Here is a 14,647-nt window from a genome sequence, read left to right on the forward strand (position 1 = left end):
AATTCAAGCTAAATTAATAGCTTCAGCTATGTTCTTACTGCTTCTTAACCACTTAAAAAAGCTTAATGGTTAAAAATAATTTATAAAAAAAATATGAAAAAAGTACTCTTTATAGACCGCGACGGAACGTTAATTATTGAACCGCCTGCAGATTTTCAGGTAGATTCTCTGGAAAAGCTTGAGTTTTATCCGGGAGTTTTTCAAAACCTTGCAAAAATTGTCAATGAATTAGATTATGAATTGGTAATGGTAACCAATCAGGATGGGTTAGGAACTGAAAGTTTTCCTGAAGAAGATTTTATAAAACCACACGAAAAAATGTTGCTGGCATTTAAAAATGAAGGGATCATTTTTAGTGATATTTTGATTGACAGAAGCTTTGAATCCGAAAATCTTCCCACCAGAAAACCAGGAGTTGGAATGCTTGGAAAATATATTTATGGGAATTACGACCTTGAAAATTCCTATGTAATTGGTGATCGAAGTACGGATATTCAACTTGCTAAAAATCTTGGATCTAAAGCTATTTATCTTAACAAAAACTTCAATGAGGAGGCGGAGCTGTCTGCAACGCGATGGTCAGAAATCTATCAGTTCTTAAAATCCGGAATGAGAAAGGCTAAAGCTTCCAGAAAAACCAATGAGACTGATATTGAAATTGAGGTCAATCTTGATGGAAACGGAAAATCAGATATTTCAACCGGGCTTAAATTTTTTGATCACATGCTGGACCAGATTGCCAGACACGGAAATATGGATCTTACGATTAAAGTGAACGGTGATCTTGCCGTAGATGAACACCACACGATAGAAGATACTGGAATTGTGCTGGGAGAAGCTATTTTAAAAGCCTTAGGAAAGAAAAAAGGTATTGAGCGATATGGTTTCCTGCTTCCGATGGATGACTGTCTTTCTCAGGTGGCTATCGATTTCGGAGGAAGATCATGGCTGGTTTGGGATGCAGAATTTAAAAGAGAAAAAATAGGAGATGTACCTACGGAAATGTTTTTTCACTTTTTTAAATCATTTACAGATGCTTCAAAATCGAATCTGAACATCAAAGCAGAAGGGGATAACGAACACCACAAAATTGAATCCATCTTTAAAGCCTTTGCAAAGGCTGTTAAAATGGCAGTGAATCAATCAGATACTAATTACAGTCTGCCTTCTACAAAAGGAAGTTTATAAATATGATCGCCATAATAAAATACAACGGAGGAAACGTAAATTCCGTTCAGAATGCCCTCAACAGACTGAATGTTGATTCCGTGGTCACCGATGATCCCGAACAGATTTTAAAAGCTGATAAAGTGATCTTTCCGGGTGTAGGAGAAGCTTCATCAACCATGAAACTGCTGAAGGAAAAAGAGCTTGATCTGTTGATTCCTGGTCTTACACAGCCGGTTTTAGGAATATGCCTGGGTATGCAGCTGATGTGCGGGGAAAATGAAGAAGGAGATACCGAAGGAATGGGGATTTTTGATATCAATGTCAGAAAGTTTCCGGCAAAGGATATTGTTCCCCATATGGGCTGGAATACCGTTTCCGGGCAGACTTCGCCACTGTTTTCAGGAATTGAAAAGAGTAGTGATGTGTATTTCGTTCACAGCTATTATTGTGAACTGTCAGACTATACGACATCGGTTTGTGATTATATCCTGCCTTTCAGTGCTTCTTTGCAGAAAGATAATTTCTATGCAGTACAGTTTCACCCGGAAAAATCGGGAATAGTGGGAAATCAGATCGTTAAGAACTTTATAAATTTATAATCATGAAAATAATTCCGGCTATTGATATTATCGACGGGAAATGTGTCCGTTTGTCAAAAGGAGATTACAATACAAAGAAAATATACAATGAAGATCCTGTAGAAGTGGCAAAAGAGTTTGAAAGCTTTGGGATTCAATACCTTCATTTGGTGGATCTTGATGGGGCGAAATCAAAGCATATTGTCAACCAGAAAGTTCTGGAAAATATTGCCCGTTCTACTTCGCTGCATATCGATTTTGGAGGAGGGCTAAAAACCCAGGAAGATATTGAAACCGCTTTTAATTCCGGGGCAAAGCAGATCACTTTAGGAAGTATTGCCGTTCAGGATCCTGAATTTTGTTTTGGAATGATTGAAAAATATGGAGCGGAAAAAATCATTTTAGGTGCAGATTGTGAAAACAGAAAGATTAAAACATCCGGATGGCTGGAAGAAAGTGCTCATGATATCATTGATTTTATCCTTCAGTATCAGGAAAAAGGAATACAGACCGCCATTTGTACTGATATTGCAAAAGATGGTATGCTGGAAGGTCCCTCAACAGGGCTTTATATTGAGATCTTATATAAAACATCTGTTCAGCTGGTAGCAAGCGGCGGTATTTCAGGCATTGCTGATGTCTATAAGATGAAGGATATCGGCTGTGCAGGGACGATCATCGGAAAAGCAATTTATGAGGGAAAAATAAGTTTACAACAACTTCAAAATTTTATTGAAAATGCTTAAGAAAAGAATTATCCCATGTCTGGATATTAAGGATGGAGCTACGGTAAAAGGTGTTAACTTTGAAGATCTTAAAAGCGCCGGAGATCCTGTGGAACTTGCCAAAAAGTATGAACGGGAAGGTGCCGATGAGCTTGTTTTTCTGGATATTACCGCCACAATTGAGGATAGAAAAACATTTGTAGAACTGGTAAAAGAGATCGCAAAAGAATTGAGTATCCCTTTTACAGTAGGAGGCGGGATATCGTCTGTGGAGGATGTGAGAAAGCTTTTGGAAGCAGGTGCAGACAAGATCAGCATCAATTCTTCAGCCGTAAAAAATCCAGGTCTTATTTCTGATCTGGCCCAAGAATTCGGGAGCCAGTGTGTAGTGGTTGCTATTGATACAAAGCAAGTAGGTGATAAAGATCTGGTGCATATCAAAGGAGGAAGAGAAGCCACTGAACTTTCTACGCTACAATGGGCAAAACAAGCAGAATCTCTTGGAGCAGGTGAAATTCTACTGACTTCTATGGATGGTGACGGCACAAAAAACGGCTTTGATATTAGGATTACAAAGCTGGTTTCAGAAAATATAAGCATTCCGGTGATTGCTTCCGGAGGCGCTGGTAACATTGATGATTTTGTTAAAGTATTTAATGAAACAAAAGCTACAGGAGGATTGGCAGCCAGTATTTTTCATTTTAATGAAATAGGGATTCAGGATTTAAAACAACAGTTAAAAACTCAAAAAATTGAAGTACGATGAAAATAGATTTTAATAAAGATAATGGCCTTGTGCCTGTGGTTATTCAGGACAACAGAACATTGCAGGTTTTGATGCTGGGCTACATGAACGAGGAAGCTTTTGAAAAAACACAGGCAGAAGGAATTGTTACTTTTTTCAGCCGTTCCAAAAACAGACTCTGGACAAAAGGTGAGGAATCGGGTAATTTTTTAACGGTAAAAAGTATTGACATCGACTGTGATCAGGATACCATTTTAATTAAAGCCGTTCCGAAAAATGTGGTTTGCCATACAGGAAGTTTTAGTTGTTTCGGGGAAAAGAATACTAAAGGATTTCTGTATGAACTGGAAGAAAAAATCTCTCAGAGAATAGATACGAAGGCTGAAGACTCATATACTTACTCATTATATCAGAGAGGAATCAATAAAATGGCTCAAAAATTAGGCGAGGAGGCCGTAGAATTGGTTATAGAAGCAAAAGACAATAATGATGATCTCTTTAAAAACGAAGCTGCAGATCTGCTGTATCACTTTTTAATTTTATTGAAAGCCAAAGGATTTTCAATGGGGGAAATTGAAGAGATTCTTAAAATCAGGAATAAATAAACAACTTTTTTCAACTGTAACAAAAGTAAATATCAAGCCACTAATCCTTCGGAAACGAATATCTATGAAATTAAAATTAACCTTACTTGCAGTTTTGTTTGTTCAATCTGCTTTTGCCCAGAAAAACTGTAACGAACTTTATTCTCAGAAATTTACTAAGCAGCAGCTGGAGCAGGATGTAGACTTTATTAAGACAAAAATAACCAATGCACACGTCAATCCCTATACAGAAATTTCAAAATCAGAATTTGAAAAAAAATACACAGATATCCGTAATTCTCTGAAAGATGGCATGACGCAGAAGGATTTTTATTACCTCGCAAAGCCTTTGATTGTCACATTGAACGACGAACATAGTTCAATGTCTGACTTTTGCGTTACTGACAGCATTAGAAAAAGTATGAAAGTTTTACCGTTGAAATTCAAATATGAAAATGGCAAAATGCTTCTTACGGAAAACTATTCAGACAGTAAACTTACTATTGGTGACGAAGTGATTTCGCTGAATACTATACCAATTCATGAAGTCCTGGAGACCTGTGCCCAAACTATTCCGGGCGCTAAAGAAGAACGAATACCCATAGCTGTTGATCGGTTTTGGATAATGATTAATAAGTACTGTTACTTTATCACAGATGACTATAACCTGAAGTTTAAAAGCGGTCTGCAAACAGTGGTTAAAAGTATTTCTCTGGAACAGCTGAAAGCCAATGCTTCAAAGTCTCAGCCTAAGAAAAAAGAAGATTTTAAACCTCTTGATTATAAAAAAATAAAGGATTATGCTTATTTAACAGTCAATACTTTTGATGACAGAAATACATTCACTCTGGAAGAATGGAAAACAAAATTGGACAGTATTTTCAGTCAGATCAAAAAAGACAATGCTAAAAATTTAGTCATTGATGTTCACAACAATTCCGGAGGAAATTCTGCCGTTGGAAATTTACTTATTAACTATTTTTCAGATAAAACGTATTATACTTATCAGGGAAAATTTAAAAAAAGTAAAGAGTACGCTGATTATTTAAAAGCAAACAATAAAGAATCTGCAGAATATAGCAAAATAAAAGATGGTGATTACTATCCGATCCGTTCTCGTTCTGTAACAGCGGATGAAAATCCGTTGCGATTCCATGGGAAGACTTATATCATTGTTGGAAAAAATACATTTTCCAGTGCTATGATGTTCAGCGTCATGGTTTTGGATAACAAATTGGCAGAAGTAGTAGGTGAAGCACCTGAAAGAGGACATCCCAATCATTTTGGTGAACTGATTAGCTTTCAGACTCCCAACACCAAACTTGATTTCCTTTTTGGGGTCAAGGAATGGATCAGGCCGGCAGGAAATATATTACCTAACAAGCTTATCCCTATAAAAGTTATTGATTTAAATAACAAAACAAGAGAACAGATTGTTGAAGAGCTTTAAAATTCTATGTGTTGTATTTAATGCATAAAAACAAAACAGCAGGAATAGAATAACCCTGCTGTTTTTTATTATCAATGAATTGATTTCTTATCTTTCAATCATAATATTCTTAACAAGGGTTTCTTCACCCACTTTCAAAACTCCAACATAGACTCCGTTCTGAAGGGATGAAACATTAACCTTTCTTTCGTTATTGACTTTCAAAAGGGACCTTCCCAAAGAATTGCTGATTTCAAAACTGAAATCCACTCCCTTAGAATCCGGTAAATCAATATTAATCACATTGCTGGCTGGATTAGGGTAGATCTTTACAGCTTCCAGTGAATTTTTTGAAGCGGGTTTGCTCATGGTAGTGGATGCTGCTGCAAAATGCTGCAAAGCACCAACGGTTGCTTTTCCGATCTTGTATACATAAACAGGATCCATGTTGGTGAAAGTATCCTTAGAGCTGTGAGGGTAAGTGCTTCTTATCCTTTCAAAAAATCCGGTAATCACTTCACCTTTCTGTTCGAAAGGAATATAATCCGTATCAGCTGCCGGATCTACGGCAGTCAGAAGAGGTGAGTAGAGTGCAGTACAATTTCTCAGTTGTTGTGTGACAGCTGCAGAAGCTGCATTATTACTGGATACTCCTCCCTGATCTTCATCACAATATACGGTGGTATTATTATTTCCTTTCACGCCGCCTACCTGATCCAGATTGAAAACCAGTTTGATATCCAATTTGCGGGCACCTCCCTGATATACTACATTATTCACATAATGGCTGCTTCCTTTTAGCCCTTGTTCTTCCCCGGAAAAATGAATGAACTTTATAGAATATTCAGTAGGGACATTTCTTAGAATCCTTGCGGCTTCCAGTATAATTGAAGTCCCGCTGCCGTTATCATTCACTCCCGGGCCATAGATGGTATCGAAATGCCCGCAGATAATAACATATTTGTTAGGATAAAGCGTTCCTGTTTTGGTAATTATTAAATTTTTAGAGCTGGTACTTCCAAAGGTAAAAGGACTTTCTTCTATCTGACTGGCCGTATAACCGTAAGAAAGATACTTGTTTTTGATCCAGTTCAGGGTATTGGCATTGGCTACTGAACCTGTAGTTTTTACCCCTAAATTACTAAACTCCTGAAGATTGGTGGTGATATTGGTTTGGGTAACCATATCTGCTCTGTCTTTGTAAGCCTGAATAAAAGTTTGAGCCGCAATACTCTGCATCATCAATGCTGAGCATAAAAGTGTTGTGAATTTTTTCATATATAATATTATTTTGGTGACACGAATGTAGTAAATAAATCACAACAAAGTGTTTAATGTGTTAAAATAAAATAATATTTATTATGAATATCATATTAATTATTACAATTGCCTTATGAATAGTATAATGCAGTTCTGGCAAAAAAAAGACCTTTGAATAGCTTCAAAAGTCTTTTTATTCGTATTGTATACTGGCTTATCTTTCAATCATCACTTTTCTGACAACCTTTTGATCTCCAATTTTTAAAATTCCGATATAAGCTCCGTTTTCCAGGCCTGAAGCATTAATACTTGTTTCATTGTTTCTCCTGAAAATAGATCGTCCCTGAAAATCCGTGATTTCAAAAGTGAAATTTTTAATTCCGGAGTCCGGAAGTTCAATATTGATAACATCTTTGGCTGGATTTGGATAGATTTTTACACTTTCCAACGTATTTTTTACTGCTGTTTCATGCGTTCCCAATGTGCTGGTAGCAACAGCGAAATGCTGCAATGCTCCTACGGATGCTTTTCCTATCTTGTAAATATAAACAGGATCGGTGTTGGCAAAAGTATCATTCACTGTATGCGGATAGGTACTTCTTATTCTTTCAAAAAAGCCTGTGATCACTTCACCTTTTTGTTCAAAAGGAATATAATCCGTATCAGCAGCCGGATCTACGGCAGTCAGAAGAGGAGAGTAGAGCGCTGTACAGTTTCTCAGTTCCTGAGTTACAGCAGCCGAAGCGGCATTATTGGAAGAAAGTCCGCCCTGATCTTCATCACAGTAAACGGTATTGTTGTTATTTCCCATAACACCACCTACCTGGTCGAGATTAAAAACAAGTTTAATATCCAGAACACGGGTGCCGCTCTGATACGCTACATTGTTTACATAATGTTTGCTTCCCAGAAGTCCTTGCTCTTCCCCGAGAAGTGAATGAATTTTATAGAATATTCAGTCGGAACATCTTTCAGAATTCTTGCTGCTTCAAGAATAATAGACGTTCCGCTTCCGTTATCATTGATTCCTAAGCCGGTAATACTGTCGAAATGTCCGCAGATGATTACGTATTTATTGGGGTATACCGTTCCTGTTTTGGTAATAACAAGGTTTTTAGAATTATAACTTCCTGCAGTGAAAGGATCTTCTGCTATCTGGCTTGCTGTATATCCGTAAGAAAGGTACTTGTTTTTGAGCCATGTCAATGCATTGGCATTAGCTGGTGAACCCGTGGTTTTCACCCCTAGATTAGCAAATTCCTGAAGGTAAGTGGTAATATTGGTTTGATTTACCATATCAGCTCTGTCCTGATAAGCCTGAATAAAACTTTGGGCTCCAATAATTTGAAAAGCAGCAGAAGCCAATAAAAAAGTAGTGATTTTCTTCATTTGATGAAAGTAATGCTGAATATTCCTGAATGCAACAGATGCGGAATATCCGTCAGACATTATTGATTAATGATAATTTTTTTTGTGGTATTTCCTTTATCGGTTTTAATGGTAAAAGTATAAACCCCGTTTGTTAACCCTGATGTATTTATTTTTTCCTGATTTTCAAGGTTTAAAACAGTATTTCCTGCCATGTCGTTAACTTCAACTTTAAAGTGTTTTACTTTTTCCTGAAATTCCACAGTCACAAGATCTTTAGCCGGATTTGGATAGATCCTGATGGCTTCACCTGATTTTTGCGAAGATGTTTCGTTGGTACTTAACAGGTTACTGGATGTAGAGGCAACAGCAAAATGCTGCAAAGCTCCCACGGCTGCTTTTCCTACGTTGAAAACATATACAGGATCCAGATTGGCAAAAGTATCACTTACGGTATGCTCATTATTACTTTGGATGGTTTCATAAAACCCGGTAATGGTATATCCTTTTGCTTCAAAAGGCATATAATCGGAGCTGTAAGCATACGAAAGATTGGTCTGAAGAGGTGAGTAAAGGGTAGTGCAGTTCATCAGTTCCTGCGTTACAGCTGTAGAAGCTGCATTATTGGAAGACACCCCACCGGTATCCCGTTCGCAGGTAATGGTATTGTTGTTATTTCCAAGAAGACCACCTACCTGGTCAATATTTAAAACCAGTTTTATATCCAGAACCTGACTGCCATTCTGGTAAGCTACGTTATTGACATAATGGTTGCTGCCTACAAGACCTTGTTCTTCCCCGGAAAAATGAATAAATTTGATAGAATATTCCGTGGGAACATTTTTTAATATTCTCGCGGCTTCCAGAATAATGGAGGTACCGCTGCCATTGTCACTTACCCCGGGACCTACAATCGTATCGTAATGTCCACAGATAATAACATATTTGTTGGGGTATACTGTTCCTGTCTTGGTAATAATTAAATTTTTTGAAGTGCTGCTTCCGTAGGTAAAACTATCTTCAGACATATTGTTGACAGTATATCCGTAGGAAAGATATTTGTTTTTAAGCCAGTTCAAAGCATTGTTATTAGCTGTTGTACCTGTTTTTTTAATCCCAAATCCCGCAAATTCCTGAAGGTTTGTACTAATATTGGTTTGGGTAACCATATCTGCTCTGTCCTTATAAGCCTGAATAAAACTTTGTGCACTTATATTCTGCAGTGCAATGGATGTGAGCAAAAAAGCTGCAACTTTTTTCATTTTTTGATACTTTCTTTAGAGATTGCTAATATAGCAATAAATCATCATTTATTGTTAATTATTAACTAGAATAGCGCTTATTTGTTTGATTTATCAATAATAATTTATCTTTTTATTAAATTTATTATTGTGATAGATTAAAATTCACTAAATAAATAAAATTTAGGTAAATTTTTCTTTATTATTGAATATGTTTAATGATAAATTCATCTTTTGTGAATTCTAACTCATAAAGTTTACTGTTGATATGGCAATTAGAATGGAATTTACCATATAAGAAATTGAAAAGTATATAACAAAAAAATCCCGGGAAAACCCGGGACTTATATTGATAACAAAATCTATTCTACATTATTTTACTTGATCTACAACAGCTTTGAAAGCTTCAGGGTGATTCATTGCTAAATCTGCTAAAACTTTTCTGTTAAGTTCGATGTTGTTCTTTTTAAGAGCTCCCATAAATTGAGAGTAAGACATTCCGTGCTCTCTGGTTCCCGCGTTGATACGAGTGATCCAAAGTGCTCTGAAATTTCTCTTTTTCTCTTTTCTACCACGGTAAGCATATTGCATTGCTTTTTCTACCGCGTTTTTAGCTACAGTCCAAACGTTCTTTCTTCTTCCGAAATAACCTTTAGCGTGCTTAAAAATTTTCTTTCTGCGAGCTCTTGAAGCTACGGCATTTACTGATCTTGGCATAATTTAAATTGTTTTTTTGAAAAGGGCGGCAGTGTTATTGCTCTTATTTGCACCGTTTCAGGGTTAAAATTGTGAATTTGTTTGAATTCTTATAAACCGAATATAGATTTATAAAAACTACTTAATTGCTAATTGACGTTGAACGCTTTTCTCATCCACTTTAGCTACGTAAGAAGTAGACGTAAGATTTCTCTTCTGCTTAGTTTCTTTCTTAGTTAAGATGTGGCTTTTGTAAGCGTTTTTTCTTTTGATCTTACCTGTTCCGGTAAGAGCAAAACGTTTCTTAGCACCTGATTTCGTTTTTAATTTTGGCATTGTTTTGCTTTTTTATTGTTTTTGTTATCAATATCTGTTTTGGCTACTCCTAAAGACATTAGGAATAATAGTGTGCAAAATTACGAAAAAAAAGTGATACACGAAAGGAATTTTTAATGTATATCAACAGGAAGGTCTTTTGGGTTGAATTATAAAGGCAAACCCCATATCAATACGGATTTGCCTTCAATGCTATACGTTCATAAAGACGTAATGATGTTCTTATTCTTATTATGATTTAAAAAACTCCAGAAGATCTCTGTTGATGGTTTCAGCCTCTGTAGTTGGCATTCCGTGCGGGAATCCGGGATAGGAAATCAGTTTCCCGTTTTTAAGAAGGGTAGCAGCTACCTTGCCTGTTGTTTCAAAAGGTACAATCTGATCATCTTCGCCATGCATTACCAATACCGGAACTTCTACGCTTTTAAGATCCTCGGTGAAATCTGTCTCAGAGAATGCTTTCACACAATCATAATGTGCTTTGATAGAACCATTCATACCTTGTCTCCACCAGTTTCTCTGGATTCCTTCTGAAACTTTGGCTCCTTCTCTGTTGTACCCATAAAAAGGGAAGGTAATATCGATGAAGAATTGCTGTCTGTGTTTTGCGGTATTGTTTCGGATATCATCAAAAACGGAAATAGGAACTCCATTCGGGTTATTCTCATTCTGAACCATAATAGGAGTTACCGCACTTACCAGGACAGCTTTTGCCACTCTTCCGTTACCATGCTTTGCTACATATCGGATTACTTCACCACCGCCTGTAGAATGTCCTACATGAATCACATCTTTTAAGTCCAGAGCTTTAACAATTTCTGCCACATCAGAAGCATAAGTATCCATATCATGTCCGTAAGGAGTCTGTTCGGATCTTCCGTGGCCTCTTCTGTCATGAGCAATTACTCTGTAGCCCTGTTCTAAAAAGAAGAACATTTGTGCATCCCAGTCATCACTCGATAATGGCCATCCGTGGTGAAAGAAAACCGGCTGTCCTTTCCCCCAATCTTTGTAATAAATTTCTGTTCCGTCTTTTAATGTAAATGTGCTCATTGTTTCTTTTTTTAATATTAATAAATAGTGTGCTTGATTTTTATAATCACAAATGTAGATAGAAAATCTTCAGAATACCTTGATCTAAGATAATAATTGATTAAAAATTTGTTAACAATAGTAATGTATTGTCAACACTCTTCAAAGAGCAAATGAATTGAAAATCCTTTTGTTATAAAGAAAAACACTCAAAAAAGTAAGGCAACATACAATATACCTGATAATAGGGATTGCAGTATTTGACTGTTCTCTCTAATATTGACGATGAATATGAAACATACAATTCAGGCAGGTTTGATCATTTCTATGTTCAGTCGAACCTGCTGAACTTATTGTTAACCTGTAAATTTAGACCCTTATGCTTTCATCTGCAGACTTACACCTGGAAAGAGCTTTATTTTTTGCTGTCTTAATTATATTTTTTGGAGCAGGATTCCTGTGCACGCTGATTACTTTCATTATCAATTTTATACAAAAGAAAGATAAAAAAGCCGTGTATTACCTTCTTATATTTCTTATTTCTGGCCTTATCGGAGTAGTTTTAACTGCATTTTATTGTTACATGATTCTGTTTGAACAGGCCGAAACCTACAGGCCATAAAGAAGATGCGATGCATTATATTATGAAACAGACTAAATTAAAAACCACTGATATCAGGGATGTTTTTATACTGTCTCTATTTTTATCTTTGGCCTAAAATATAGTAAAGATAAAAAGGCTAAATATCTTTTTGATAAACAATAATTTATAACTTTTATAGCTTTCTTTTTCACACCCGATTCAACGATAAATTCTTATTTCGAATAAACACTTAAAAAACTATGGGTAAAAACACTAGCCAGATACAATGGAGTGAGGAAGAAGCTGTAAAAGTAATATTGCTGCGTATATTTGTAATTTGCAGCTACTCGGGAGGTAACCTTAGGTAACAGGGAATGCTGTAATGCTTTCCGATATGTTAAAATTGAATGAATGGCACACCGGATTTATTTATACAATTACGATCAAAAAACAAATCAGACATTCGATACCTATCTGGGCGAGTGGAATTATGAAATTCCATTATTGCTGTATCCTCTGCTGGCAGAAGATATCAAAGTGGAAGGTGTTGAATTTTTCTCCGATAAAAACCAGGGAATTGTTCAGCTGCGTTATTTTTTCAATCTGCTGGCAGATACTTATCAGCTGCATTACAAGAAAGCTTATTACGAACCCGTTAATAAAATGTTCGAGTTTCTGGAAGCTTTACCTTACGACACTTTTGTATTGAATGCAACAGATGTTTTCAATATGAACGAAGAAGAACATACGGTACAGGCAAAGGAATGGCTGGTAGAAATTCAGCAGAAAAGCAAGCTGTATAAAAAGGCTGTTAAAGCCCGCAATCTTTCGCTGCTGGATGCCTTGTTCTCACAGACAGGGTATTCCTCATTTCTTGAAATTTTAGAAACCGGCTGGATTAATTACGGATTAGGATATTTTGAAGAGCTTGCCTATAAAAAAGCGGCATCTTCTGTATTTGAAGAGAACGGGAAATTCGGCCTTAAAGATGCAAAAGGTGCTGTTTTAGCTCCTGCGGTTTATGACGATATTTTTGAAGCAGATGATTACTACAATATATCGGTAATTCAAAAAGGGGCTTTGTTCGGTTACCTGCAAAGTGACGGAAAAGAATGGGTTTCTCCGGTATATGAAGATGCTTTTGACGTATTCGATTTTGGGCAGGAACCTTTAGGCGAAGTAAAGGTGAATGGCAAATCAGGGATTTTAAAAATCTATTCAAACACCTGGATGATTCCTGCGGAATATGATGCCATTGAAAGAACAGCCTATGGATTCTTTGGGGTAGAAAAAGACGGCAAATTCGGAGTTTACAGCGATGAAAACGGACTGGTTATCCCTGTTGAAAGCGAAAACCCTTATGAATATGATTATTTCCCTGAATTATTTTTCACCAGACAAAAAGGTACCGGCAAACGAAAATATTATACGAAAGAAGGAAACTATCTCGGAGACTTTTTAGAAGGCAGCATCTCAAAAGCAAGTACCTGTTTCTGGGTCAAGCCGAACAAATTTGACAAGAAAGGCAGATTGATTGACGAGAAAGGCCGCCTCATTATAGACGAAGCAGATCAGATGATCTTAATTGATAATTATGAAACTCTTGCTGTTCGCAAAGACAAAAGCTGGAAGATCTATCATGCTTTAAAACACCAGTTTCTGCTGGAAAATGAATCTGTTAGTAAAGTAAAAGCAGAATCCAATAGATATAGAAATAATGTCTTTATCCTGGAAACCAACGTAGGATCAGGACTTTTTGATGCAGGTAATGGCAATTGGTTAATCATTCCCCAGCCGGAAATTAAGCAGATTCACTATCTGGAAAATGGATTTTTATCGGTTCAAAAAAATGAAGGGTATCAATTTTTCGATTTTGAGAATGGTCTGTCAGCCCAATTGTATGATTATATTTCCAATCCTTTGAATTACAGAACAGAAGAAGGTTTATTGTTTCTGTATCAGGGTGAAAATATGTTGAGGATGCATGAAGACAGAAGCATTCACCGGGTAGAGGCTTCCGAATATGGTGCCGTTTATCTGGACCGGTATTCATTCCGGGGAAAAGATCTGGAATACTTTACTTCCTTTTATAACCGTTGGAAAAGCCAGACGGGTAAGAACGCCGAACAATTTATGGAGGTTGGAACGATTAAAAAAATGGCTTTTGACGAAAAGAAAAACCAGAATTACCACGAAGCACTTCGTCTTTTTGAGTTATCTGCCCAAAAGGGTGACATGGATAGCCTGGTAGAAATAGGGCTACTGCTTACGGATCCTGAAATAGAATCATTATTTGATCCGCAAAGAGGCATTGCATATTACGAAAAAGCAGCACAACGAAACCATCCTGTAGCCTGGAACAATATCGGTGCTTTATACCACAACGGAATAGGGTATTCTTTTAATATCAAAAAAGCAATTGAGGCCTATGAAAAGAGTGCTGAGCTTAGTGACGAAATGGCTCTTGTCAACCTGGGTGATCTCTATTATTTTGGACAACACGTGAAGCAGGATTACAATAAAGCTTTGGATTTTTATCAGAAAGCTGAGAAAAAATACGCCTACAATTACGATAAAATCTCAGAAATCTATTACCAGTTAAGAGACTATAAAAACCTTTTGGTGTACTTAAAAAAAGACTATGATCAATCTTATTCCGGGATTTATTACGGCATTATCTACGAACACGGTATGGGAGTAAAAACGGATCTGAAGAAAGCCATTAAGTATTATGAGCAGGCCAATATTTACAGTGCCTACGAATATGCAACTCAACGTTTGATGTATTATTATGGTGAAGATCCGGCCTTTAAAAATGAAAAGAAATACCTGAAGTGGAGTGCTTTTGCTGAAAAGCATGGTTTCGAAACAGATTAGCAGGGATTTACCTATATTTACGT

General features: G+C 36.6%; 13 protein-coding genes and 1 pseudogene. 7 read left to right on the forward strand and 7 right to left on the reverse strand.

Annotated elements, in window-relative coordinates; all coding sequences use genetic code 11:
• Positions 1-93: 93 nt before the first annotated feature.
• From hisB to FFS26_RS01275, 6 genes are all read left to right on the forward strand, one after another.
• Positions 94-1,188: a bifunctional histidinol-phosphatase/imidazoleglycerol-phosphate dehydratase HisB gene (gene hisB / locus FFS26_RS01250; RefSeq protein WP_137904061.1), complete on the forward strand. Its 1,095-nt coding sequence runs from the start codon at positions 94-96 to the stop codon at positions 1,186-1,188.
• 2 nt (positions 1,189-1,190) lie between these two features.
• Entirely contained in the window at positions 1,191-1,769 is a 579-nt protein-coding gene (hisH, locus tag FFS26_RS01255; RefSeq protein ID WP_110008807.1) for an imidazole glycerol phosphate synthase subunit HisH, read from the forward strand.
• Between the two features lie 2 nt (positions 1,770-1,771).
• Positions 1,772-2,494, forward strand: coding sequence for a 1-(5-phosphoribosyl)-5-[(5-phosphoribosylamino)methylideneamino]imidazole-4-carboxamide isomerase (gene hisA, locus FFS26_RS01260; RefSeq protein ID WP_137904062.1), 723 nt, complete (start codon positions 1,772-1,774; stop codon positions 2,492-2,494).
• Positions 2,487-3,239 carry an imidazole glycerol phosphate synthase subunit HisF gene (gene hisF / locus FFS26_RS01265; protein WP_137904063.1) on the forward strand — a complete coding sequence of 251 codons (753 nt, stop codon included), beginning with the start codon at positions 2,487-2,489 and terminating at the stop codon, positions 3,237-3,239. The genes hisA and hisF overlap by 8 nt, the downstream gene beginning before the upstream one ends.
• Complete coding sequence (gene hisIE, locus FFS26_RS01270) at positions 3,236-3,823, forward strand: bifunctional phosphoribosyl-AMP cyclohydrolase/phosphoribosyl-ATP diphosphatase HisIE (RefSeq protein ID WP_137904064.1); 588 nt, start codon at positions 3,236-3,238, stop codon at positions 3,821-3,823. The genes hisF and hisIE overlap by 4 nt, the downstream gene beginning before the upstream one ends.
• Before the next feature lie 64 nt (positions 3,824-3,887).
• Positions 3,888-5,252 carry a S41 family peptidase gene (locus tag FFS26_RS01275; RefSeq protein ID WP_137904065.1) on the forward strand — a complete coding sequence of 455 codons (1,365 nt, stop codon included), beginning with the start codon at positions 3,888-3,890 and terminating at the stop codon, positions 5,250-5,252.
• An 87-nt stretch (positions 5,253-5,339) separates the two neighbouring features.
• Here FFS26_RS01275 and FFS26_RS01280 read toward each other — a convergent pair whose 3' ends face one another.
• From FFS26_RS01280 to FFS26_RS01305, 7 genes and pseudogenes are all read right to left on the reverse strand, one after another.
• Complete coding sequence (locus FFS26_RS01280) at positions 5,340-6,509, reverse strand: M28 family peptidase (RefSeq protein WP_137904066.1); 1,170 nt, start codon at positions 6,507-6,509, stop codon at positions 5,340-5,342.
• A 196-nt stretch (positions 6,510-6,705) separates the two neighbouring features.
• The gene (locus FFS26_RS22965) at positions 6,706-7,071 is read right to left on the reverse strand and encodes a T9SS type A sorting domain-containing protein (RefSeq protein ID WP_410493490.1); all 366 of its coding nucleotides are present in this window, start codon (positions 7,069-7,071) and stop codon (positions 6,706-6,708) included.
• A 6-nt stretch (positions 7,072-7,077) separates the two neighbouring features.
• Positions 7,078-7,940: pseudogene (locus FFS26_RS22875) on the reverse strand (M28 family metallopeptidase); the annotation flags it as partial.
• Positions 7,940-9,121 (reverse strand): M28 family peptidase, encoded by a 1,182-nt coding sequence (locus FFS26_RS01290; protein WP_137904067.1) that lies wholly within the window; start codon positions 9,119-9,121, stop codon positions 7,940-7,942. The pseudogene FFS26_RS22875 and the gene FFS26_RS01290, both read right to left, overlap by 1 nt.
• Positions 9,122-9,472: 351 nt before the next feature.
• On the reverse strand, positions 9,473-9,817 hold the full coding sequence (rplT, locus tag FFS26_RS01295) for a 50S ribosomal protein L20 (protein WP_002979659.1): 345 nt from the start codon (positions 9,815-9,817) through the stop codon (positions 9,473-9,475).
• Positions 9,818-9,934: 117 nt separating this feature from the next.
• Positions 9,935-10,132: a 50S ribosomal protein L35 gene (gene rpmI / locus FFS26_RS01300; RefSeq protein WP_034694453.1), complete on the reverse strand. Its 198-nt coding sequence runs from the start codon at positions 10,130-10,132 to the stop codon at positions 9,935-9,937.
• 231 nt (positions 10,133-10,363) lie between these two features.
• On the reverse strand, positions 10,364-11,185 hold the full coding sequence (locus tag FFS26_RS01305) for an alpha/beta fold hydrolase (protein WP_137904068.1): 822 nt from the start codon (positions 11,183-11,185) through the stop codon (positions 10,364-10,366).
• Positions 11,186-12,158: 973 nt separating this feature from the next.
• On the opposite strand from FFS26_RS01305, the gene FFS26_RS01315 reads away from it, so the two are divergent.
• Positions 12,159-14,624: a tetratricopeptide repeat protein gene (locus FFS26_RS01315; RefSeq protein ID WP_137904069.1), complete on the forward strand. Its 2,466-nt coding sequence runs from the start codon at positions 12,159-12,161 to the stop codon at positions 14,622-14,624.
• Positions 14,625-14,647: the final 23 nt, after the last annotated feature.

This window comes from Chryseobacterium sp. 2VB (assembly GCF_005503635.1).
Taxonomy (GTDB): Bacteria; Bacteroidota; Bacteroidia; order Flavobacteriales; family Weeksellaceae; genus Chryseobacterium; species Chryseobacterium cupriresistens.

What these genes read in the sequence shown, in the direction of transcription:
- hisB (WP_137904061.1), top strand. Translation starts at nt 94, where the DNA reads ATGAAAAAAGTACTCTTTATAGACCGCGACGGAACGTTAATTATTGAA.
- hisH (WP_110008807.1), top strand. Translation starts at nt 1,191, where the DNA reads ATGATCGCCATAATAAAATACAACGGAGGAAACGTAAATTCCGTTCAG.
- hisA (WP_137904062.1), top strand. Translation starts at nt 1,772, where the DNA reads ATGAAAATAATTCCGGCTATTGATATTATCGACGGGAAATGTGTCCGT.
- hisF (WP_137904063.1), top strand. Translation starts at nt 2,487, where the DNA reads ATGCTTAAGAAAAGAATTATCCCATGTCTGGATATTAAGGATGGAGCT.
- hisIE (WP_137904064.1), top strand. Translation starts at nt 3,236, where the DNA reads ATGAAAATAGATTTTAATAAAGATAATGGCCTTGTGCCTGTGGTTATT.
- FFS26_RS01275 (WP_137904065.1), top strand. Translation starts at nt 3,888, where the DNA reads ATGAAATTAAAATTAACCTTACTTGCAGTTTTGTTTGTTCAATCTGCT.
- FFS26_RS01280 (WP_137904066.1), bottom strand. Translation starts at nt 6,509, where the DNA reads ATGAAAAAATTCACAACACTTTTATGCTCAGCATTGATGATGCAGAGT.
- FFS26_RS01290 (WP_137904067.1), bottom strand. Translation starts at nt 9,121, where the DNA reads ATGAAAAAAGTTGCAGCTTTTTTGCTCACATCCATTGCACTGCAGAAT.
- rplT (WP_002979659.1), bottom strand. Translation starts at nt 9,817, where the DNA reads ATGCCAAGATCAGTAAATGCCGTAGCTTCAAGAGCTCGCAGAAAGAAA.
- rpmI (WP_034694453.1), bottom strand. Translation starts at nt 10,132, where the DNA reads ATGCCAAAATTAAAAACGAAATCAGGTGCTAAGAAACGTTTTGCTCTT.
- FFS26_RS01305 (WP_137904068.1), bottom strand. Translation starts at nt 11,185, where the DNA reads ATGAGCACATTTACATTAAAAGACGGAACAGAAATTTATTACAAAGAT.
- FFS26_RS01315 (WP_137904069.1), top strand. Translation starts at nt 12,159, where the DNA reads ATGGCACACCGGATTTATTTATACAATTACGATCAAAAAACAAATCAG.